This window comes from Buttiauxella cochleicola (assembly GCF_021282435.1).
In the GTDB taxonomy this organism is placed as follows: domain Bacteria; phylum Pseudomonadota; class Gammaproteobacteria; order Enterobacterales; family Enterobacteriaceae; genus Buttiauxella; species Buttiauxella massiliensis.
The window spans coordinates 130,286-153,020 of record NZ_JAJSOT010000002.1; the positions used below are offsets into that span (position 1 = coordinate 130,286).

Below are 22,735 nucleotides of genomic sequence, written 5' to 3' on the forward strand. Positions count from 1 at the left end.
TTTTTCTTTGCTTAAAAATCATGGAGTCGCAAAAGTTTAGACGAATTTTGAGAGGTTGGTACAACGAGGCGGGCAGAATAAGAAAAGAGCCGGAAAACCGGCTCTTTATTTGGGATTAGATTCAAGGACGAAGGGATTACTTCAGTTCAAACTCGCCCTGCTTAACGCGGGCAGAATCCAGCCCGATGAACACATTAAACTTGCCAGGCTCGGCAATGTGTTTCATCTGCGCATTCCAGAACTTCAGCCCTTCGACATCAATCGGGAAGCTTACGGTCTGGGTTTCGCCAGGTTTGAGTGAGACTTTCTTAAAGCCTTTCAGCTCTTTCACCGGGCGACTCATCGACGCCGTCACATCCTGCAAATACATCTGCACCACGGTTTCGCCTGCGCGGTCACCGGTGTTTTTCACTTCAACAGAAGCTTCGACTTTGCCATCCGCTTTCATTGATGGTGCAGACATTTTCACATCAGATACGCTGAAAGTGGTGTAGCTCAGGCCGTAACCGAATGGATACAACGGGCCGTTGGCTTCATCAAAGTAGCGTGAGGTGTATTTGTTTGGTTTTTCTGGATTGTACGGGCGACCGGTGTTCAGGTGGCTGTAGTAAGTCGGGATCTGCCCAACAGAACGTGGGAAGGACATCGGCAATTTGCCTGACGGGTTGTAATCGCCAAACAGAATGTCGGCCACCGCGTTACCGCCTTCAGTACCGCTATACCAGGCTTCCAGCAGCGCATCGGCTTGTTGATCTTCTTTCACTAGCGCCAGTGGACGACCGTTCATCATCACCAACACCAGTGGCTTGCCGGTGGCTTTCAGCGCAGCAATCAAATCGCGCTGGCTTTGCGGCAGAACCAAATCGGTACGGCTTGAGGCTTCGTGCGCCATGCCTTGTGCTTCACCGACTACGGCAACCACCACATCGGCAGATTTCGCAGTATTCACCGCTTCGTCGATCATCTCTTTGGCAGAACGTTTATCTACCGAGACAGCTGGTTCATACTGATTAAGGAAATCAACAATACCTTTGTCGTCAGTGACGTTTGCACCTTTAGCGACCACGATTTTAGCGTTTCCGCCAACCGCAGTTTTAATGCCCTGCAAAACGGTGACCGTCTGGTCAGCAACGCCTGCGGCAGACCAGCTACCCATCATGTCGCGTTTGCTATCAGCCAGCGGGCCAACTACGGCAATGGTGCCGGATTTTTTCAGTGGCAATACGTCCAGACGGTTTTTCAGCAACACCATGCTTTCACGAGCAACTTCGCGAGCATCTTTACGGTGCAGGCGGCTTTCAGCGTTGGTGTCTTGCGGGTCGGATTCTTTCGGCCCTAAGTGGCTGTACGGGTCATTAAACAAGCCCATATCGTATTTCACGTTGAGCACATGGCGCGCGGCATCATCAAGTTCAGCCATTGGCACAGCACCACTTTTCACCAACTCCGGTAAGTACTTGCTGTAGTACTCATCGCTCATACTCATGTTGATGCCGGAGTTCAACGCAATACGTACCGCATCTTTCGGGTCACTCGCCACACCGTGTTTAATCAGCTCTTTAATGGCACCGTGGTCTGAAATGGTAATGCCTTTAAATTTCCACTCATCACGCAGAAGATCTTTAAGCAGCCACGAGTCGGAAGATGCCGGAGTGCCGTTCAGGGAATTCAGTGCCACCATCACACCGCCGCTGCCTGCATCCAGTGCGGCTTTGTACGGAGGCATATAGTCGTTGAACAACCGCTGCGGGCTCATATCAACGGTGTTGTACTCTTTGCCACCTTCAACTGCGCCATAGGCCGCGAAGTGTTTCACGCTGGTCATGACCGAGTAACGGTCTGCCGGGCTTTTGCCCTGCATCGCTTCAACCATGGTACGACCCATGATGGAAGTCAGGTAAGTATCTTCACCAAAACCTTCGGAGACACGGCCCCAGCGCGGGTCGCGCGACACATCCACCATCGGCGCCCAGGTCATGTTCAGGCCGTCGTCTGCGGCTTCATAAGCCGATACACGCCCTACCGTTTTCACGGCATCCAGATTGAAGGAGGAGGCTAAACCGAGGCTGATTGGGAACACTGTACGTTGACCGTGAACCACATCGTAAGCAAAGAATAATGGGATTTTCAGGCGGCTAAGATCCATCACCTGATCTTGCATAGTGCGGATATCATGACGAGTCACGGTATTGAAAATCGCCCCGACTTGCCCATCTTTGATCATCTCGCGAATGGCTTCTTTCGGGTTATCTGGCCCAACACTGATCAATCGTAACTGGCCGATTTTCTCGTCGGTGGTCATTTTCTTCAGCAAATCAGTGACGAATGCGTCACGCGCTTCCGGGGTTAACGGGTGTGGACCAAACATTTCATTAGCCAGCGCGGGTTGCAGCGCAAGGCTAACTGCAATACTTACAGAACAGAGCCATTTCATCGACATTACTCTCTTGCTCAAGCCGCCACAGAGGGCCGCACGAAGTGATAAGACGTGCAGTGTGCCACAAGGTTACTGCTGTAAGAAGTGTCGCCTCGGTGTTATCTGCTGATTTTCCGGACGTTTAAGACGATTCATTATCGATTTGCGAGCTATGCTTGTAGTCGTCAATATTTTCCCAAGGAGCGGATAAATGTCTAACCCTACACCATCCCAAAAACAAACATTCATAAATGAGCTGAACCGTCTGGTGGGCAGCCAACATGTGTTAACCGATGCGGCAAAAACGGCGCGCTATCGTAAAGGTTTTCGTTCCGGCCAGGGCGATGCGCTAGCGGTCGTTTTCCCTGGCACATTGCTCGAGTTATGGCGTGTTCTGAGCATTTGCGTAAGCACCGACAAAATTATTCTGATGCAGGCCGCAAATACCGGTCTGACGGAAGGCTCAACGCCAAATGGCAACGATTACGACCGCGAAATTGTCATTATCAGCACCCTGCGTCTGGATAAATTGCAGCTGTTAGATGGCGGAAAGCAGGTGCTGGCCTTCCCTGGAAGTACGCTATATCAGCTGGAAAAAGCCCTTAAACCGCTGGGCCGTGAGCCGCATTCCGTGATTGGTTCATCGTGCATTGGCGCGTCGGTGATTGGCGGGATTTGTAATAACTCCGGCGGCTCTTTGGTTAAACGTGGCCCGGCATATACCGAAATGGCGCTATACGCCCGTATTGATGAACAAGGCAAATTAACGCTGGTGAACCATCTGGGTATCGATCTGGGTGTTACGCCTGAACAGATCCTTGGCAAGCTCGATGACGAGCGTGTGAAGCCTGAAAATGTGCTCCATGACCAGCGCCAGGCATCCGATAAAGATTACGCCGAGCGCGTGCGTGATGTGGATGCTGACACACCATCACGTTTTAACGCCGACCCAAGCCGCCTGTTTGAAGCCTCTGGCTGCGCTGGAAAGCTCGCAGTATTTGCTGTGCGCCTCGATACTTTTGTGGCAGAAAAACAAAACGAAGTGTTCTACATCGGTACCAATAAACCGGAAGTGCTGACTGAAATCCGTCGCCACATCCTGGCTAATTTTGAAAACCTGCCGGTGGCGGGCGAATACATGCACCGCGATATTTACGATATTGCCGAAGTGTATGGCAAAGACACCTTCATGATGATCGATAAACTCGGCACCGATAAAATGCCGCTGTTCTTCACCTTGAAAGGTCGCACCGATGCGTGGATTGAAAAAGTCCCGTTTATAAAACCCCACTTCACTGACCGCATATTGCAACGCCTGAGCGGCTGGAGCCCAAGCCACTTACCACCACGGATGAAAGAGTGGCGCGGTAAATATGAACACCACCTGTTATTGAAGATGTCTGGCGAAGGTATTAGCGAGGCCCGTAAATGGCTGGAGAGCTATTTCGAGCAGGCTGAAGGTGGCTTTTTCGTCTGCACACCAACCGAAGGGGCGAAAGCCTTTTTACACCGTTTTGCCGCGGCCGGTGCAGCAGTACGTTATCACGCCGTACATGCCAACGAAGTGGAGGATATTCTGGCACTCGATATTGCCCTGCGTCGTAACGACCAGGAATGGTTTGAGCAACTACCGCCAGAAATCAGCAGCCAGATTAGCCACAGCCTCTATTACGGCCACTTTATGTGCCATGTTTTCCATCAGGATTACATTGTTAAGAAAGGGGTTGATGCACATGCATTGAAGGAGCAGATGCTTGAGTTGCTGCGCACGCGCGGTGCGCAATATCCGGCAGAGCATAACGTCGGGCATTTGTACGAAGCGCCGGACAGCTTAAAACAGTTTTATAAGGCCAATGACCCAACCAACAGCATGAACCCTGGGATTGGTAAGACCACAAAGCGAAAATGGTGGGAAGAGCAGGCTTGTAGCCATACGCATCACCACGATCCCCATTAAGTGAAACTGTCAACTGCCAGAACCCGGGCTGTTTTTTGCTTGTTTTTCGTACTAAATTAAAATGCGAAAAGTGGTGTGAGCTCATGCCACTTTGATTTTTTACGTACAGGAGCGAGAAATGTCTGTCCTCGAAACAATGCCGTCCGCTCGGATACAGGTTCGTGATGCCACTAACGATGATATCCCATCCATCACTGCTATTTATGAATGGCATGTACTGCATGGCCGGGGTTCTTTTGAGGAAATCCCCCCGACACAAGCTCAAATGGCTGAACGGATGCAAGCCGTTCGCGCTCAGGAGTTGCCGTGGTTGGTGGCTTTGCATAGCGGCATTGTGGTGGGTTATTGCTACGCGACGGTTTATCGTCCGCGCCCTGCTTACCGTTTCACGCTTGAAGATTCTGTTTATATCGACGCCAGCATGACAGGGCAAGGTGTAGGGCGTGAGTTATTGACTATGTTGATAGAGCGCTGTGAGCAAGGCCCGTGGCGGCAAATGGTGGCGATTATTGGCGATGGTGAAAACAACACGGGTTCGTGTCATCTGCATAAGCAGTTGGGTTTTGAAGTGGCCGGGTTGTTGCGAAGTGTGGGGTTCAAGCTCGGCGCATGGCGCGATACGTTGATTATGCAGCGTCCGCTCAATGATGGAGATCGGACGCTGCCATGATACCCGTCATACTTCAAGTTGCAGCTTTGTTGGCTACGCTCATTCGCCCGAATCACTTAGTTCACTAAGCTAATCGGGACTCATTCACTTGCCGCCTTGCTGTAACTCGAATTATTTAGGGTATCGTTTGATTTGCCTTAATCGTCAAGCGCATTACTCTGCGTACTATTGCTCGCCATTTGCGCAGCTTTTTGCTTTTTATAAGCCAGGGCCGAGCCCGGAACTGGCGTCACCTTGCCGGTTTCCAGATAGTTGCGCAGACGGTTTGCATCCGCAAAGTGGGTGTATTTTCCGAACGCATCCAACACCACCAATGCTACCGGTCGATTGTTAATCATGGTGCGCATCACTAAACAATGTCCGGCATTGTTGGTAAAGCCGGTTTTAGTCAGTTGAATATTCCACTTGTTGTTATAAACCAAATGGTTGGTGTTACGGAACGGCAGCGTATACGGCGGGTTGGCAAAGGTCGCCATATCTTCTTTGGTGGTACTCAACTGGCCAAGCATCGGATATTGTTTAGAGGCAATCAGCAGCTTAGACAAGTCGCGCGCTGTAGAGACGTTGTGAATCGAAAGCCCGGTCGGCTCAACATAACGCGTATGGGTCATTCCAAGAGATTTTGCTTTCGCATTCATGGCGCGAATAAATGCGTTATAGCCACCAGGATAATGGTGTGCCAGGCTCGCTGCCGCACGGTTTTCTGAAGACATTAATGCCAACAGCATCATGTCTTTACGGTCGATTTTACTATTCAGGCGTACACGGGAATAAATTCCTTTCATTTCCGGCGTTTGGCTAATATCGACACTCAGCATTTCATCCATCGGTAACTTCGCATCAAGCACCACCATTGCTGTCATCAATTTGGTAATTGAGGCAATCGGGCGTACCAGATCAGGATGGCTGGAATAGAGAACTTTATTGGTTTGCAGATCGACGATCATGGCACTGCCAGAGGCGATCTCTTGCCCGGCACTGACCTGTTGTACGGTGGTTTTATTCGCAGCCTGGGAAGCGAATGGTACGGCAATCATCAGCGCAAGGCTGAGCAACGAAAGACGAATTTTTGTCGGCATGGTGACACTTCTGTAAGTATTCAAAAAAATAATGTGCCCTTCGAATCTCTTCACAGCGCGTATGAATAGATGAGGCGCCAGCATAATACGCTGACGCCCCTGAAACCTGCCACTATTGATTCGTAACAATTATCAGAATAGACGATAACCATAACCCCAAAGAATAACACTCAGGGCTAACAGTACCTCAAGCACCAGCACGCCGATGGCGAGTGTTGAGCTGGAAAAACTCATCCCCTCTTCTTTGTTGATGCCAAGAAACTCAGGTACACCCACATACAACAGGTATCCGGTGTAAATAAGGGCTGCGGCCCCTACCAGCACGCATAACCACACCAATGGATACAATGCGACTAAACCGCTGATAAACAGCGGAGTTGCTACGTAACCTGCAAACACCATGCAACGAGCAAGCGACGGGCGATGCGGGTAGTTACGCGCCATCCACCAGATGACTCGCCCCATGACGGCCACACCAGCCAGCATCAGGGCATAAAACAGTACGCCTAAATAGAATCCGTTAAACATCGATAATTGAACGAAGGTACCATCACCAAAATTCCAGCCAATTTGGGTTGTGCCAATAAACGCACAGATAACCGGAATGGCCGCCATGATTAATACATGGTGAGTGTAGTGATGCGTTACCGTTTCGTTCTCGCGTTTTATGTCCTGCATTTCACGATTAGGGTGGGAAAAAAGCCCCCAGACATGACTCATAACGCCTCCTGACATGCCAAAAAAATCGATTGAGCACAGTCAAAGTATAATGCACAGCGGCTTGATTGTTTTTTAATCACCTGAAAATATCTGGCGTTCATTTTTATGGCTCATCTGTTCTCAAAAGTGGTGTATTCACTACATTTATTCAGCGGAGCGGGGTTTGTATTGATAGTGATACTGTCTTTAGGTGAGCGTTGGCTTAAACAAAAGTCGGTAAATTTCCGACCTGAGCAGCAATAAGCAAGAAAGCACGCCGCCCATGCTGGCGGTGTGCTTTCTCAGGTGATTACATCATCCCCATGAAACGTGGCAACCACAGTGAAATAGCCGGAACATAAGTTACCAACAGCAATACCAGCACCAGAATGGCATAGAACGGCAGCATCGATTTCACCACTTCTTCTATCTTCTGCTTACTCACCGCACTGGCGACAAACAGCACTGAACCGACAGGTGGCGTAATTAAACCGATCCCCAGGTTAACCATCATGATCATCCCAAAGTGTACCGGGTCGATACCCAGCGCATTTGTCACTGGCAGAAGCACAGGTGTTAAAATCAGGATAATTGGTGCCATATCCATCAGCGTGCCAATCAGCAACAACATGATATTGATATAAATAAGAATGACGTATTTGTTATCAGAAATAGATGTGAAGAATTCAGTGATACGCGCTGGCAACTGCATGTAGGTCATTACTGCGCCAAAAGCGGATGCAAAACCGATAAGTATCATTACGATAGTGACCGTTTTTACCGTGCGGAACATAAGTTTTGGTAACTCGCTCCACTTGTAGTCACGATAGATAAACATGGTCACAAAGAATGCCCAAAGACAGGCAACAGCCGCAGATTCAGTAGCAGTGAAGACACCAGATAAAATGCCCCCCAGAATAATGACCACAGTCATCAGGCCCCAACACGCATCCAGCAGAATTTTAAATGCCTGCTTCATCGGAATACGTTCACCTTTCGGATAACCGCGACGATGAGCAAAGAACAAGCACATCAGCATCAACGAAAGGCCGAGCAACAAGCCGGGTACGATACCTGCAATAAAAAGTGTGGCAATCGACACCGTACCGCCCGCAGCAAGTGAATAAATCACCGAGTTATGGCTTGGTGGAACCAAAATCGCCTGCACCGAACCACTCGCTGTCACGGCAGCGGCATAAGCTCGCGGGTAACCTTTTTTCTCCATCTCAGGGATCATTACCGTACCGATTGATGCGGTATCTGCCACAGAAGATCCTGAAATTGCACCGAAGAAAGTTGAAGCAACGATGTTAACCAGCGACAGCCCACCACGAATAAAGCCAACGAATACGTAGGCAAAATTAACCAGACGACGAGCAATACCGCCTTCTGCCATAATCGCCCCGGCAAGAATAAAGAAAGGGATCGCCAACAAAGTAAATTTATTTACCCCGCTGGTTATTTGAATCATTAACGCTTCTAAAGGTAAATCAATCCATAATGCCCCGGCAATAGCACTTAAACCTACGGCAAAGGCAACCGGCACACCGATTGCCAGTAATATGCCCAGAGAGGCTAATAAAATAAATGCGTCCATAATGACTCCTTGTTATTAGCCGTGGTTACCAATTAATACCACCGGGCGCTGCTCCTGAGAGCCAAATGCCAGCCGCTCGATAATAAACAGCAATAAAACAAATGCGCCAATAGGCAAAGGTAAATAGGTTTGCCCTGAGGTAACAATAGGGAATTCAGCGACCGGTTGGTCCCATAAATCCAGACATAGGAAAAAGCTGTAATAAAGCATGGTCAAGGTCATACAGAGCATGCAAATATCCACCAGACGTGCGCAGAGTTTTTTCATAAAGTCTGGAAGCCTGTCCGTCATCATCGTTACCGCAATATGGGAACCTGCACGATAACTAACTGCGGCACCAATAAAGGTAAATGTCACCATGCAAATAATTGCGACTGGCTCAGGCCAGGACTCCCCACGATTAAGGACATAACGCGAGAATATACCGATGGGGATAATGATTGTCATAGTTAATAATGCAATACCCGAAACTGCCATTGCCGTTAAATAAAGCCGATCCATCCATGGTAAATAATAACGAGCCATACGCCACCTTCACAAAACTCAGCACCTGCCAGAATATTTCCGGCAGGGTACTGATGAGTGTATAAATTAAGAGTAATTAATTAGGTCAAGTTTAAAAACTAAGACTTGTTTGCATCGGCAATCGCCTGTATTAACGCCTGATGTTTTTCACCATATTGTTGGCGTACAGGCTCCGTGGCTTTAATGAAGTAAGAGCGATCAATTTCATGGAAGGTCACCCCACCTGCCTTCATTTTATCAACTGCTTTCTGGGTGTAGTCCTGCCACAGCTTACGCTGCTCAAACTGCGCTTCACGGGCGAGGGTCAGGATTTTTTGTTGATCTTCCGGCTTGAGTTTGTCCCATCTTATTTTGGAATAGAGGAATACTTCAGGGGTAATAAAGTGGCCGCTCAGAGTGTAGTTTTTCGATACTGGCATATAGTTGTGCGCCACAAATGTTGGTGGGTTATTTTCAGCACCGTCTATTACACCGGTCTGCATGCCACTAAACACTTCACTCACGCCCATAGAAACAGAGTTTGCCCCCATCGCTTTTAACGTCGCCAATGCGACCGGGCTACCCTGGACACGAATTTTCATGCCTTTTAAGTCTTCTGGCGTTACAACAGGTTTTTTAGTTATTAAATTACGCGTACCGGAATCCATCCAGCCGAGGAATACTAATTTTGATTTAGGGTTATTGGTAATTTTATCACCGATTTCTTTACCTATATTTCCATCAACCACTTTATGCATGTGATCTTCATTTTCAAAAATATACGGTAGGGTAAAAACCTCTATTTCCGGGAGAATGGCTGCCACAGGTGCCATTGATACACGAATCATGTCAATTGCCCCCATTTGTGCCTGTTCAATCATCTGTTTTTCATCACCCAGTACACCGCCAGGGAACATTTTAATTTCCAGATTACCGTTCGTTTGTTGCTTAAGCTTTTCACCCATTTTCTCTACTGCAACAACATTCGGGTAACCTGCCGGGTGAACATCAGCTGCTTTAATAACTTGTGCTAAAACAGAAGGAGTAAACAATATTGCGGCACCGGTGATACATAAACCCGTAACCAAAGGGAGCATTTTTTTAGACATTAGGCATCCTTTCTTGTGAAATAATGTACTTTATTAATTAAACCATCGTTTTATTTTTGCGAATTGAAATTAAACCAATTGTTATTAATAGAATTTGAATGAGTTCACATAAACAACTTAACCCCTGTTATTTGTAGTGCTTTTGTGACTTGCACCACGCCAAAACACAGAAGTGTCGTAACAACCGCTATACTATTGTTGTAAAAGAACAAGGAGTTAGATTCATCATTGTGGATATTAATAATCTGATTGAGCATTACGGCTATGCCGCACTGGTTGTGGGTAGCATGGCGGAAGGGGAAACAATTACACTGCTAGGCGGCGTTGTAGCACACCAGGGGTTGCTCAAATTCCCGCTTGTGGTGCTGTCTGTCGCGCTCGGCGGCATGATTGGCGACCAACTGCTGTATCTGGTTGGCAGGCGTTTTGGTGGCACGATTTCAGAGCGTTTCAAAAAGCATCAGAAGAAGATCACTAAGGCGCAGAAGCTGATAAACCGCCACCCTTACTGGTTTGTAATTGGTTCACGCTTTATGTACGGTTTTCGGGTGATTGGGCCGATTTTGATCGGTGCCAGCCGCCTACCCCCGAAAATATTCCTCCCTCTTAACATCGTTGGCGCATTAATTTGGGCAACGCTTTTCACCACGCTCGGATATGTGGGCGGTGAAGTCGTTGGCCCATGGCTGCATAACCTGGACCAACATGTTAAGCACTGGATTTGGTTGCTCGGCGTGGTCGCCTTAGTGTGGCTGGTGCGATTGTGGTTTAAACACCGCGAGAATAATCAGCAAGACTAACCTTTCGGTTTGAAATGCGGGTTGGCAAACATAAAACCACCGTCGACGATAAACGATTGTCCGGTGGTGTAGCTGGCACTTTCTGAACAAAGCCATGCAACCAGGCTGGCTATTTCCTCGGTATCCCCCGCTCTCCCTAGTGGGATTTCCGGGATTTTGCTCCCCGCACCGTCGCCTTCTTTCATGTCGTTCATCGGCGTGGCGACAGCCCCAGGAGCCACGGCATTGACCAGGATTTTATGGTGCACCAGCTCCATTGCCATTGATTTAGTTAACCCACCCAACGCGTGTTTTGCCGCCGTGTACGCGCAGGCTTCAGGAAGCGGCGTGTGCTCGTGAACAGAGGTGATATTCACGATTCGCCCCCCCTCACCTTGCGAAATCATCGCCCGTGCCACTTTTTGCGAGCAGAGAAATGCGCCGTCTACATCGACAGTAAAAAGCTTACGCCACTCTTCGAGAGTGACATCAAGGAAAGGATTTTTGCTCATCGCACCCGCATTATTCACCAGCGCGTCGACACGTCCGAAACGGCTAATCAGTTCATCAATACCTGCGGCTCCGTCAGGCAGGTTGGCTAAATCAAGCTGTACAGTTTCGGCTCGTCGCCCGTACCCCCTGACCTGGTCTGCTGTTTCTTGCGCACCCTGTTCATCGGAATGCCAGGTGATACCCACGTCATAGCCTTGCTGCGCGAGAAGCAGCGCGCATTTTTTGCCAATTCCTGAATCCGACGCCGTGACGATAACGACTTTATTAGCCCCAGACATCACCACCTCCAGAGTACATTTTGACCTGTACGTAATTATAGGAGGTGGAGAAAAATCCGTGTTCGTTACGCTTTTCCTGCCCGATAACCCCCACCTAATGCAGAGACTAACTGCACATCAGCGTTCAGCCACTGGCCGTGGAGCTGAATGGCTTTGGCCTGCTCGGAGAGATCTGGCAGCAACGCGGCACTCATCTTCGCACCGGAAATAATACCGGCTTTATAACGAGCTTGGGCAAGCGTCTTGAGTTTTTGCGTGCCTTGCAAAACGGTAACCTGGTGCTGGTTTTCAGCCGCAATAGCATTCAATTGGCTTGCTGCTTTCTCCACATCATTTACCGCTCCAACAACAGCTTTGTTGTAGCTGGCAATCGACAAATTACTTTCCGCGCGCACGATATCGAGATTGGCATTGAGTCGGCCGCTGTCGAAGATGGGCAGCGTAAAGCCCCCAATCACGCCCATTTGCTGAGCGGAACCGCGGAACAAATCACTCAAGTGCAGAGCATCATTTTGCAAGAAGGCACTCAGGTTTACATCCGGGTAGAAAGCGGCTTTTGCGGCATCAACACTGCTCAGTGAGGATTCGATGTACCAGTGCGCCTCCTGAAGATCTGGGCGACGAGCCAACAGTTCATAACCCATATGATCAGGTACCTGGCTTTTCACGCTAGGCAGCGGTACACGTTTAATATTTGATGCGGCATGGGCGTCACCGGTAAATGCGGCGAGCTGCGCTTTAGCCATGTTGATACGCCCATCTATTTCATCAATCTGCTGCTGAGTTTTCACGAAATCGATATTGGGTTCTACGCCGTCCACCGATGAGTTAATCCCTTCGGCATACAGGCTTGTCTCTACATCAACTATCTTCTTCTGCGCAGCAAGTGTTTGTTGTTTCAAATCTTTTAATGCCAACAGGGTCTGCATATCCCAATACAAACGCACGACATTTGCCGAAATAACCTGTTTTGCCTGGGCCAACTCCGCCTGCTTCGCCCTCATGACACCCACTTTAGCTTCCACTTCCGAGCGGTTTTTACCCCACAAGTCCAGATCCCAACTGGCGGTCAGCCCAAAGTTACCGTTGGTGTAGTACGGGCCTGTAGTACCTGCGGCTGGATCAGTCAGAGCAAAGGGCCCCATCACCCCCTCCTGGGACATTTTCTGACGCTCAATGTTAGCTGAGAAATCCATCTGCGGACCGTCGCTTGCCTCCTGCATTTGCGTCTGAGCCTGGGCAAGCTTAATACGCTGTTGCACGACGGCGAGGTCTGGTGAGTCTTTGAGCGAGCGTTCTACCAACCTGTCAATTTGGCTATCGTGGTAACCACGCCACCAATCACTGCCCGGCCAACCGTGTGCCAACTCAGGCGGAAGTTTGGTATCAAGCTGTTGTGGAGGCGTTTTTTGAGCGAGAGGTGCATCGTCATCATGCATTGGCGCGCAGCCAGACAAAACGAGCATTAACGCGACGCCAGTCGCCGCGAGAGGGAAACGTGAGGAAGTCATAATTAGCCACAGAATAATAGAAAGGGCTCAGGTTACGCATTCCGGGACTGAAAAGTTTAGGTATCAGTGGCAATACACATAAGGTTAATAAGGGATACAATTTGAAATTGATTTACAGTAATTATTATTACCATGATAAATATAATTATAGTTACTACATCTCCTTTAGGCGCTGTCTTCGGTTTTGACCACCAGGCGTCTGTGGCAGTCTCCGGGCTCGAGTTTTTTCCCCCGAGCGGAACGCACTTCTAGTGGCAAAATGGTTTGTTCAAGCTCGTTATCCAGCAACACAGAGTGCGTCTCTCCTTTTTCGAACATGTAGCGCTCGCCCCACTGGCGCATAGCAACAACGATAGGAAAGACGGAACGTCCGCATTCTGTAAGCACATATTCTTTATAGGCACTACCGTCTGAAGCTGGACGTATCTCAAGCACCCCAAGTTCGACCAACTGCTTCAACCGCGCAGCCAGAATATTTTTTGCCAGACCCAGGTTTTTCTGAAACTCGCTGAACCGGCGAACATCGTCAAATGCCTCGCGAATTATCATCAAACACCATCGCTCGCCAATCGCCTCTAAAGTCCTTGCGACAGGGCATTCGCTGCCTGTGAGTGATTCCTGTTTAGCCATTTGAGCTTCCTTTTAATCGCGTACTTATATTTCGAGAGCATAATCGCATAACAAACTGGTTGCAAAATAAAACCACCACTGATAAAAACAAATAATCTGGTTGCTAAAAGCAACCACAATGTCACTGGAAACGAGTTATGAATATGAAACCAGTCGTATCAGTCGTTAAAACAGAAATAACAGCCGGCAGTACTGTTTCTAAAACAGAAAATAATAGTCAAAACCACGCGCAGGCTGCTCCTTTGTTAACACCAGCTCTAACACTTCTCTTTTCATTGACGTCTGCGCTTGCCGTCGCGAATGTTTATTTTGCGCAGCCTCTCCTCGAATCTATGGCAAAAAGCTTCAGCGTACAGTCAGCTGCGATAGGTATGGTTGTGACAATGACTCAGGTCGGATATGGGGCTGGCCTACTTTTTATCGTTCCCCTTGGCGATATCGTTAATCGTAAATATCTCGTCATTACCCAGATGGTGCTTTTAGCGACAGCATTGTTCATTGCTGGTTTCTCTCAAAACTGGGCAACATTTCTGGGGGCGATGGTTTTTGTCGGACTAATGGCAGTGGTCGTTCAGATAGTGGTGGTCTATACGGCTTCGCTGGCGGCAGCACATCAGAGAGGAAAAGCCGTCGGTGCTGTGACAAGTGGCGTGGTACTGGGCATTCTCCTGGCTCGTTTTACATCAGGTGTCATTGCCGACCTTGCGGGGTGGCGTGCCGTGTATTTGAGCTCTGCCTGCCTCATGCTGATGATGGCTGGCGTACTTTACAAAGCAATCCCCTCCTTGCCACAGCCACGGGTTAAGAGTTCTTATTGGGTGTTGATAAAGTCAGTATTTATGCTTTTTATAACTGAACCAACGCTAAGAGCCAGAGGGATATTTGCCCTGCTTATTTTTGCCGCTTTCAGCGTATTGTGGACATCTATGGTATTACCGCTAAGCGCGCAATCGCTCTCACATACTCAAATAGGTATGTTTGGCCTGGCAGGTATTGCTGGGGCATTAGCTGCGTCAAAAGCCGGGAAGTGGGCCGATCGGGGCATGGGACAACGTACTACGGGGTTATCACTGACCTTATTGCTGCTTTCCTGGTTACCCATTGCATTCGCCGAAAGATCCCTCCTGTTACTAATTGTTGGTGTCATAGTGCTGGATTTCGCCGTACAAGCGGTACACGTGACAAACCAGAGCCTTATATTTTCCGCAAGACCTAATGCACACAGCAGCCTGGTCGGGGCCTATATGTGCTTTTATTCTTTGGGCAGCGCACTGGGCGCCATAGCCTCAACCCAGTTTTACTCACTTTGGGGTTGGTACGCAGTATGCGCGTTGGGTGCAGGAATCAGTGCGGCAGCTTTGCTTTTCTGGTTATGGTTACAGAAAAAATGAGATTACAGCCAGAGGCATGGCTTTTCTAAAGGTATACTTTGAGCAGTTCAATGTCTCACTATCAGCTCAGCAACGCAGATTTCTACCTACTGATAGCCTGCCAATTACGGCTTTGCGAACAGGAGTTGCAATGACACAAAATATCTACGATAACCCCGCATTTTTTGAAGGATACGCCACGCTAGACCGCTCGATTAAAGGGTTGGATGGCGCACCTGAATGGCCAAGCATGCAAAAGCTACTTCCTGCGCTACAGGGAAAAACAGTAGTAGATTTAGGCTGCGGTTACGGCTGGTTTTGCCGTTACGCACATGACCAGGGTGCAGCAAATGTACTAGGGCTGGATGTCTCAGTAAAAATGCTGGAGAAGGCTCGGGAGATGACAACTGGCGAAGATATTGTTTTTCGCCGTGAAGATCTCGAGCAATTGCAGCTTGAGCCACAAAGCGTTGATCTGTTTTACAGCTCGCTGGCGCTGCATTATCTGGAAAATATTCCTGCCCTTTTTGCCACGCTTTATCAGACGCTGGTACCTGGCGGCATGCTGGTGTTCTCTGCAGAACATCCGATTTATACCGCACCGCTACAGCAGGGTTGGCTATCTGACCAATCCGGGCAAAAATCCTGGCCAGTGAATCACTATCAGCAAGAGGGCGAGCGCATCAGTAACTGGTTTGCCGACGGTGTTAAAAAGCAGCATCGCAAGCTTTCAAGCTGGATAAACGCACTCATTGCTAGTGGGTTTGTCATCGAGAAACTTGATGAGTGGGGCCCGAGTGTCGAGCAAATCGCGCAAAACCCAGCGCTTGATGAAGAAAAAGAACGCCCGATGATTTTCCTGCTGGCGGCGCGTAAACCACTTATCTAATTGCCTTCAACTATTCTCATTTTCTGCCCAAGGGGAGGTCACTCCCCCCGCGTTTTCCATCCTTGCCTATACTCTTTAAACACTAGTCATAAAATAGGAAGCATTGATGAAAATTATTCTATGGGCAGTTTTGATTATCTTTATTATTGGCTTACTGGTCGTGACTGGCGTGTTTAAAATGATTTTCTGATATCTGCGGGTGCCACCATGGTGGCACCCCTTTGCTTATCTCTTCCTTCGATTTAAATCCCCTACACTTGCGAACCCTGGTGGCGAAGCATTATTATCACTCCAATTGATTGGAGAAATAATGACTATCAAAGAAAGTGATTTTCGCAAAATTGACCTCAACCTGCTGATTGCCTTTGCGGTTTTATTTCGCGAACAAAGCGTCTCGCTGGCGGCTGATAAGCTGCATCTGGGACAACCTGCGGTGAGCGGCTCGCTCGCTCGTCTACGTGAGATGTTTGACGACCCACTGTTTATTCGTAGCGGGCATCGTATGCAGCCTACCGCACGGGCGTCAGAACTGCATGGCGAACTGATGCCGCTGCTTGAGCAATTGCAGAGCGCACTGTTCCAACAGGCGGAGTTCAACCCTGCGCATGCGAAAGCAACAGTTACCATCGGCATGAACGATTGGGTAGAGATGTGGCTGATGCCGCAACTGGTTCCCGCGTTGTGTGAACATGCCCCTGGCGTGCGCCTTAACGTAGTGGCAAGCGATCCTTTCACTGATGCGCAGCGTCTGGAAGGTGGCGAACTGGATATGATCATCAGCGTGGCGAATCAGTCAGCGCGCTGGATGGAGCGTGAACAGTTGAGTGCAATGGAGTTTGTCACTCTCTGGAATCCCACACAGCTAAAGCTTGAGGCACCGCTTAGCGCTGAGACGTATGCCGCGCAGCAACATGTCCTGGTGAGCTACCGTGAGGCCTCCAGTAGCCACATCGACACATTGTTAGCCAGGCAGGGTCTAAAACGTGAGATTAGCTACACCACGCCGCATTTCTCCGCTTTACCGGGTTTATTAAGCATGATGCCTGTGCTTGCGACCGTGCCGCAGGGGCTTTGTGAGAGTTGGCAGAAAACATGGGGATTACGCAGCAGCCCTGTTCCGCTGGAGATGGCCCCGTTTGATGTGGCATTGCTGTGGCATCAGCGCCATAACAGTGACGCGGCGCTAATGTGGGTTCGAGGGTTTATTAAGCGCCTGGTGGGTTAAGCTTATTTAAAATAAAATGCCATCCGCCAAATGTCGGATGGCGCAAGCTTATCCGGCCTACTTCAGACTCGCCCCATTGCTGGCAATCACTTCTTTATACCAGTTGAAGCTTTTCTTACGGCGGCGCTCAAGGGTACCGTTGCCCTGGTCGTCGCGATCGACATAGATAAAGCCGTAGCGCTTAGATAACTCAGCTTTCGATGCGCTCACCAGGTCAATTGGCCCCCAGCAGGTGTAGCCCAGCACTTCAACACCATCTTCAATCGCTTCGCGCACCTGCACCAGATGGTCGTTGAGGTAGCTAATGCGGTAGTCGTCATGCACTGTGCCATCGGCTTCGAGCTTGTCTTTAGCACCAAGACCGTTTTCAACAATAAACAGTGGTTTCTGATAACGATCCCACAGCTTGTTGAGCAAAATACGCAGGCCTACTGGGTCAATCTGCCAGCCCCACTCAGAACTCGGCAGGTGCGGGTTTGGCACCATATTGAGGATATTGCCACGCGCCTTCTCATTCAGAGCTTCATCAGAAGTGACGCAACCCGTCATGTAATAGCTGAACGAAATAAAGTCGATTGTGGTTTTCAGCGCTTCGCGGTCGCTATCTGAGATCTCAAGCTTAATGCCATTGTCGCGGAAGTAACGCAGCATATAGCCCGGGTACTCGCCCCGACACTGCACATCACCAAAGAACAACCAGTTACGGTTTTCCTGCATGGTTTCCAGCACGTCTTCTGGCTTACAGCTGAGCGGATAAACCAGGCCACCAAGCAGCATGTTACCGATACGCGCATCGGGAATGATTTCGTGGCAGACTTTCACGGCCAACGCACTGGCGACCAGCTGATGGTGAATCGCCTGATAAATTTCTGCTTTGCTGCTGCTCTCACTTAGCCCAACACCCGTCATTGGCGCATGCAGCGACATGTTGATTTCGTTAAAGGTCAGCCACAGTTTCACTTTGTTTTTATATCGCGTGAACACGGTGCGGGCGTAACGCTCAAAGAATGTGATGACTTCACGATTGCCCCAACCGCCATAATTTTTCACCAGTCCCCACGGCATTTCGTAGTGGGACAGCGTCACCATTGGCGTGATGTTATGTTTCGCCAATTCATCAAACAAACGGTCGTAATAGGCAAGGCCCACTTCATTTGGCTGAGTTTCGTCCCCTTGCGGGAAAATACGCGTCCAGGCAATTGAGACGCGCAGGCAGCTAAAGCCCATTTCTGCAAACAGCGCGATATCCTCTGGATAGCGGTGGTAGAAATCAATGGCGACGTCTTTAATGCCAAAATCACCTGGTTTGCGTTCGGCGACATCACCAAATACGCCATGCGGCTGAACGTCGGACGTAGAAATCCCCTTTCCGTCTTCCTGCCACGCGCCTTCTACCTGATTTGCGGCAATCGCGCCGCCCCACAGAAACTTCTCAGGAAATGCTTTCATCTACTTCTCCTTAATGTTGAACCGTCAGGAACGGCATGCCCGAATCAATGGAATGGCTATTAGTCATACGTGTCACTGCTGTGTATTCATCGCTATTGCTGATAATCACCGGCGTCGCCAGGTCGTATCCAGCATCCAGGATGGCCTGCCTGTCGAATTCAATGAGCAGGTCACCTGGCTTAATTTTGTCCCCCACCTTCACATGGGTCGTGAAGTGCTGACCATTCAGTTTTACTGTATCAATACCGATGTGAATGAGTACTTCAATGCCGCTATTGCTAAGTAAACCAATGGCATGGCGTGTCTGGAATAACGAGGCTACTTCGCCATAGAAAGGTGCGATAACCTTGCCAGTGAGTGGAATGATTGCCGCCCCCTCACCGAGCAAACCACTGGCGAATGTGGAATCAGGGACCTGATCCATCGCCAGAACGGTGCCGCTCATTGGTGCAAGAATGTCGTTTTCACTCGTGTTCGTCGCGACATTCTCTGTGGCTTCGCTGCGAGGTAATCCCGCGATATAGGTCAGCGCGCAAGCCAGTACCAAAGCCAGAACCATCCCAATTACCGCGCCCCACACGCTGGCATCAATACCGCCTGGCGGAATCATTTGCGCGATGGTGAAGATATTGGCAAAGCCAAATGAATAAACGTTACTGTGGCTGAACCCCACGATGGCACCACCAAACGCCCCTGCTATACATCCGAAAATAAACGGACGACGATTCGGTAATGTGACGCCATAAACGGCGGGTTCAGTGATACCAAAGATCCCGGCACTCACCGCCGACCCTGCCAGCATTTTCAAGCGTGTATCACGAGTTCGTAGGAAGACACCGAGACAGGCACCAACCTGCCCCATAATCGCCGGAAGCAGCAGTGGCAACAGTGTGTCGTGCCCAAATACCGATAAATTGTTAATCATCAGCGGCACCATGCCCCAGTGCAGGCCGAAGATAACGCACACCTGCCAGATAGCACCCATCACGGCACCTGCAAGCCAGGGTGCAAAGGTGTAAATCGCCTGATATCCATGCGCCAGCATCTGGCTAAGCCAGGTTGCCGCCGGGCCAATCAAAAGGAAAGTCAACGGTACGGTAATCGCGAGGCAAAACAGTGGGGTAAAGAAATTACGCACCGCAGAAGGCAGCAACTTATTGCCCTGCTTTTCCACCCAACAACTTACCCATGCAGCAAAAATAATGGGGATAACCGATGAGCTGTAGTTAATAAAAGTAATGGGTATGCCGAGGAAATATTCAGTCGCAGCGCCCGCATCTAATGCCTGCATCACCACCGGGTGGGTTAACGCTCCACCAATAGCCATGGTAATAAATGGATTTCCACCAAATTTCTTGCCTGCCGTATAACCGAGCACCAGCGGGAAGAAATAAAACAGTGCGTCACTTGCCGCAAACCATAGCTTGTAAGTACCGCTATCGGTCGCCAGCCAGCCGAACACCACCGCCATAGCCAGTAAGCCTTTGAGAATACCCGAGGCCGCCATCACACCAATAAAAGGGGTGAAAACTGCCGAGACAATATCAATCAATCGGCTGAGCAGACTGACTTTTTCACCTGATTCCTGTTCTTGTTGGGCCGTATCTTCCGTAATCCCCGCTTCGGCACAAACGGCGTTGTAAACATCATGGACGTGGTTACCAATCACCACCTGGAATTGACCGCCGCTTTCCACCACCATAATGACGCCCGGATTTTTTTTGAGCGTCTCCGCTGCGGCTTTTTTCGGGTCTTTTAACTTAAAACGCAGCCGTGTAGCGCAATGCACCAGGCTTGCTATATTCTCGCGCCCACCAACATGGGTCAGAATGTCTCTGGCAACCTCTTGATATCCCATAATGCTTTCCTTCCACCTTTCGGCATGTGTGTCTTGAGTAAAAAAAAACCTGAGACCAGCCTCCCGTGAAGGGAAGCCAGTGCTCAGGTTTTGCCTGCCGCAGCAGTAACAATCCGTTTTTATCACACGTCTTACGACGCGCATTTATGAAGCTTTAAGACTCTCTTTACGCACTCGCTCAATGTGAATAGCGAGAAACATAATCTCTTCCGTCGTCAGTTCACGCTGGTATTCACTCACCAAATGACGACTAATTTTTTCAGCACAGCGCCATGCGTGGGGATAATTATCTTTCACCGCCGCATGGAGCGTTAAGTCATCATCTGCCACCACATTACGACTTAGCATCCGCTGGGCGAAAAACTTAAGATGGGTAACAAAGCGCTGATAACTCAAACTATCTTCATCATACTCAAACCGTAGCTGGTACTTTACGATTTGCAAAATCTCCTGCATCACCCGGGTAACATGCATCACTTCCGGCATTTCGCTGTTTAACTGCGCGGTGACCAGATGCAGCGCGATAAACCCGGCCTCGTCTTCAGCGAGCTGCACATTAAGCCGTTTTCCAATCAGCTCTACGGCTTCCTGACCCAGCAGAAACTCTTTAGGGTAAAGGCGCTTAATTTCCCAAAGCAGCACGTTACGGATTGCCACCCCCTTCTTTTGCCGCTCGATGGCAAAATGGCAGTGGTCGGTCAACGTGATGTAGAGACTATCTTGTAACTTCCCCAACTTCTGGCGAGAAAGCTCGATAATACGATCGCAGGTAGTCATCACTTCCAGCGGGATTTGGCTCAACAGCTCACCTAAACGCGCTACCAGCTCATCACTTTTCAGGGCAAACACTTTCTCGATCTTGTCGTTTTCCAGGGTGTCGCCAATATGCTTCTGAAAGCCAAGGCCACGCCCCATAACCACTTGTTCACGTCCGTGTTCGTCAAGAATCACCACTACATTGTTATTGAGTATTTTGGCGATTTTCATCAGTACCCCAGAAACAAAAAAACCTGACATCCGGCAGGAGCCAGAAAATCAGGTTTTGCCTGCCGCAGCAGTAACAATCCAACTGGGACACTCTATCAGCTTCGAAATATCACTCAAATGAATGTGTTGAAAATCGTGACGAAGATCGCGGCTTAATGCCTCCCTGTAGGAACACGGTATATCAGATCTTAAGCTTTGTTTTCGTCAGAGCATTCATAACATTGACAAATGGTTAGCGTGGTAATAATATTATTATCAAATTAGAAGCCAGCTAATCAAATTGAAAACCGATTTTTAGCTTGACTGGAGTTGTAGTGATGTCCAGACGAAACAACGATGCAATGACAATTGATTGCATTTTGGATTGGATAGAAGAGAACCTGGAAGCTTCAATGTCAATTGAAAGGGTTTCAGATCGTTCAGGCTATTCGAAGTGGCACTTGCAAAGGATGTTTAAAAAAGAGACTGGCTATTCATTAGGCCAATACATCCGCAACCGTAAACTGACGGAGATAGCCCGCAGACTCAAACAAAACGATGGGTCAATTATCCATTTAGCCTATCTTTATGGGTTTGAATCACAACAGTCTCTCACGCGCGCCTTCAAAAACTTTTTTTCCGTACCACCGCACAGATACCGTGTTGCGCACGTAGAACGCGCAGAGGAAATGTATTTCCTCCGCATACCACATTCAATGCATTCCATCGCTTAAGCGGTAGATAAAACGAGGGGTTATGAAAAATTTTGTTTTATTTGTCATTCTTCTTCTGACATCAAATAATATTCTGGCAGAACAACCTAATAACTTTAACGCCCCCCAAAGTAACGAGGGAGAAATGATCATCCCGCATACTGATGATCCTTACGATATCAATGCGCTCCATAATTATAGTGATAAATCAGAATCACTCTCTTCACCTTATTATAATGACAACATTATTTAATACTTTCATTGATAAAGAAAAACCCAGCATGTTTAGTATTAATCCCTGGGGTAAGATTTCTCTCCCTGTACTTTTTTTTACAACTCACTCTCTACAAATAAATCCGCTGAATTTTTACCTATTTGTGGTGGTAATACGCGAGTTAAAGGTTATGACTTACCCGAACCCTTTGGCGTTGGTGTGAACTATATTAACCGGTAACAGAATATTATTGTTGATGGGTGTGCAGTATGGAGTCATTCGCAATTTCAATGTTATTACAGAAGGTTT

The 22,735-nt window shown here is 48.8% G+C and carries 21 protein-coding genes; 9 read left to right on the forward strand and 12 right to left on the reverse strand.

Annotated elements, in window-relative coordinates:
- Positions 1-136: 136 nt before the first annotated feature.
- Positions 137-2,434, reverse strand: a complete 2,298-nt coding sequence (gene bglX, locus LVQ77_RS06405) for a beta-glucosidase BglX (RefSeq protein WP_232904216.1) — start codon at positions 2,432-2,434, stop codon at positions 137-139.
- Between the two features lie 193 nt (positions 2,435-2,627).
- Between bglX and dld the strand changes: the two genes are divergently transcribed.
- Positions 2,628-4,373, forward strand: coding sequence for a D-lactate dehydrogenase (dld, locus tag LVQ77_RS06410; RefSeq protein ID WP_232903991.1), 1,746 nt, complete (start codon positions 2,628-2,630; stop codon positions 4,371-4,373).
- Positions 4,374-4,491: 118 nt separating this feature from the next.
- Complete coding sequence (locus LVQ77_RS06415) at positions 4,492-5,043, forward strand: GNAT family N-acetyltransferase (protein WP_232865066.1); 552 nt, start codon at positions 4,492-4,494, stop codon at positions 5,041-5,043.
- A gap of 137 nt (positions 5,044-5,180) precedes the next feature.
- Here LVQ77_RS06415 and pbpG read toward each other — a convergent pair whose 3' ends face one another.
- The 5 genes from pbpG to LVQ77_RS06440 form a co-directional block, all read right to left on the reverse strand.
- A complete protein-coding gene (gene pbpG, locus LVQ77_RS06420) occupies positions 5,181-6,122 on the reverse strand; it encodes a D-alanyl-D-alanine endopeptidase (protein ID WP_232903992.1) in 942 nt (313 codons plus the stop codon).
- A 132-nt stretch (positions 6,123-6,254) separates the two neighbouring features.
- Complete coding sequence (locus tag LVQ77_RS06425) at positions 6,255-6,842, reverse strand: Yip1 family protein (RefSeq protein ID WP_064517294.1); 588 nt, start codon at positions 6,840-6,842, stop codon at positions 6,255-6,257.
- A 289-nt stretch (positions 6,843-7,131) separates the two neighbouring features.
- Complete coding sequence (locus tag LVQ77_RS06430) at positions 7,132-8,418, reverse strand: TRAP transporter large permease (protein ID WP_232865068.1); 1,287 nt, start codon at positions 8,416-8,418, stop codon at positions 7,132-7,134.
- Positions 8,419-8,433: 15 nt separating this feature from the next.
- Entirely contained in the window at positions 8,434-8,943 is a 510-nt protein-coding gene (locus LVQ77_RS06435) for a TRAP transporter small permease (protein WP_232865069.1), read from the reverse strand.
- Between the two features lie 98 nt (positions 8,944-9,041).
- Positions 9,042-10,031, reverse strand: a complete 990-nt coding sequence (locus tag LVQ77_RS06440; RefSeq protein WP_232903993.1) for a TRAP transporter substrate-binding protein — start codon at positions 10,029-10,031, stop codon at positions 9,042-9,044.
- A 230-nt stretch (positions 10,032-10,261) separates the two neighbouring features.
- On the opposite strand from LVQ77_RS06440, the gene LVQ77_RS06445 reads away from it, so the two are divergent.
- Positions 10,262-10,831, forward strand: a complete 570-nt coding sequence (locus LVQ77_RS06445; RefSeq protein WP_232903994.1) for a DedA family protein — start codon at positions 10,262-10,264, stop codon at positions 10,829-10,831.
- Here the strand turns inward: LVQ77_RS06445 and LVQ77_RS06450 are convergent.
- The 3 genes from LVQ77_RS06450 to LVQ77_RS06460 all read right to left on the reverse strand — a co-directional run bounded on the left by LVQ77_RS06450 (position 10,828) and on the right by LVQ77_RS06460 (position 13,742).
- Complete coding sequence (locus tag LVQ77_RS06450; RefSeq protein ID WP_232865072.1) at positions 10,828-11,601, reverse strand: SDR family oxidoreductase; 774 nt, start codon at positions 11,599-11,601, stop codon at positions 10,828-10,830. The genes LVQ77_RS06445 and LVQ77_RS06450 overlap by 4 nt on opposite strands.
- A gap of 65 nt (positions 11,602-11,666) precedes the next feature.
- Positions 11,667-13,112 (reverse strand): multidrug resistance outer membrane protein MdtQ, encoded by a 1,446-nt coding sequence (mdtQ, locus tag LVQ77_RS06455; RefSeq protein WP_232903995.1) that lies wholly within the window; start codon positions 13,110-13,112, stop codon positions 11,667-11,669.
- Positions 13,113-13,277: 165 nt separating this feature from the next.
- Complete coding sequence (locus LVQ77_RS06460; RefSeq protein ID WP_232903996.1) at positions 13,278-13,742, reverse strand: winged helix-turn-helix transcriptional regulator; 465 nt, start codon at positions 13,740-13,742, stop codon at positions 13,278-13,280.
- A gap of 242 nt (positions 13,743-13,984) precedes the next feature.
- On the opposite strand from LVQ77_RS06460, the gene LVQ77_RS06465 reads away from it, so the two are divergent.
- The 4 genes from LVQ77_RS06465 to LVQ77_RS06480 all read left to right on the forward strand — a co-directional run bounded on the left by LVQ77_RS06465 (position 13,985) and on the right by LVQ77_RS06480 (position 17,226).
- Positions 13,985-15,133, forward strand: coding sequence for an MFS transporter (locus LVQ77_RS06465; RefSeq protein WP_232904217.1), 1,149 nt, complete (start codon positions 13,985-13,987; stop codon positions 15,131-15,133).
- 130 nt (positions 15,134-15,263) lie between these two features.
- Complete coding sequence (locus tag LVQ77_RS06470) at positions 15,264-16,001, forward strand: class I SAM-dependent methyltransferase (RefSeq protein WP_232903997.1); 738 nt, start codon at positions 15,264-15,266, stop codon at positions 15,999-16,001.
- 106 nt (positions 16,002-16,107) lie between these two features.
- On the forward strand, positions 16,108-16,191 hold the full coding sequence (gene yohP / locus LVQ77_RS06475) for a small membrane protein YohP (protein ID WP_072009412.1): 84 nt from the start codon (positions 16,108-16,110) through the stop codon (positions 16,189-16,191).
- 120 nt (positions 16,192-16,311) lie between these two features.
- A complete protein-coding gene (locus LVQ77_RS06480) occupies positions 16,312-17,226 on the forward strand; it encodes a LysR family transcriptional regulator (protein WP_232903998.1) in 915 nt (304 codons plus the stop codon).
- Positions 17,227-17,283: 57 nt separating this feature from the next.
- On the opposite strand, the gene LVQ77_RS06485 is transcribed toward LVQ77_RS06480, so the two are convergent.
- From LVQ77_RS06485 to licT, 3 genes are all read right to left on the reverse strand, one after another.
- Positions 17,284-18,675 (reverse strand): glycoside hydrolase family 1 protein, encoded by a 1,392-nt coding sequence (locus LVQ77_RS06485; protein WP_232865077.1) that lies wholly within the window; start codon positions 18,673-18,675, stop codon positions 17,284-17,286.
- 10 nt (positions 18,676-18,685) lie between these two features.
- Complete coding sequence (gene bglF, locus LVQ77_RS06490) at positions 18,686-20,533, reverse strand: PTS beta-glucoside transporter subunit IIABC (protein ID WP_232903999.1); 1,848 nt, start codon at positions 20,531-20,533, stop codon at positions 18,686-18,688.
- Positions 20,534-20,677: 144 nt separating this feature from the next.
- Complete coding sequence (licT, locus tag LVQ77_RS06495; protein WP_232865079.1) at positions 20,678-21,520, reverse strand: BglG family transcription antiterminator LicT; 843 nt, start codon at positions 21,518-21,520, stop codon at positions 20,678-20,680.
- 317 nt (positions 21,521-21,837) lie between these two features.
- Between licT and LVQ77_RS06500 the strand changes: the two genes are divergently transcribed.
- Entirely contained in the window at positions 21,838-22,233 is a 396-nt protein-coding gene (locus LVQ77_RS06500) for a helix-turn-helix domain-containing protein (RefSeq protein ID WP_232865080.1), read from the forward strand.
- Positions 22,234-22,255: 22 nt separating this feature from the next.
- Complete coding sequence (gene marB, locus LVQ77_RS06505) at positions 22,256-22,465, forward strand: multiple antibiotic resistance regulatory protein MarB (protein WP_232904000.1); 210 nt, start codon at positions 22,256-22,258, stop codon at positions 22,463-22,465.
- Positions 22,466-22,735: the final 270 nt, after the last annotated feature.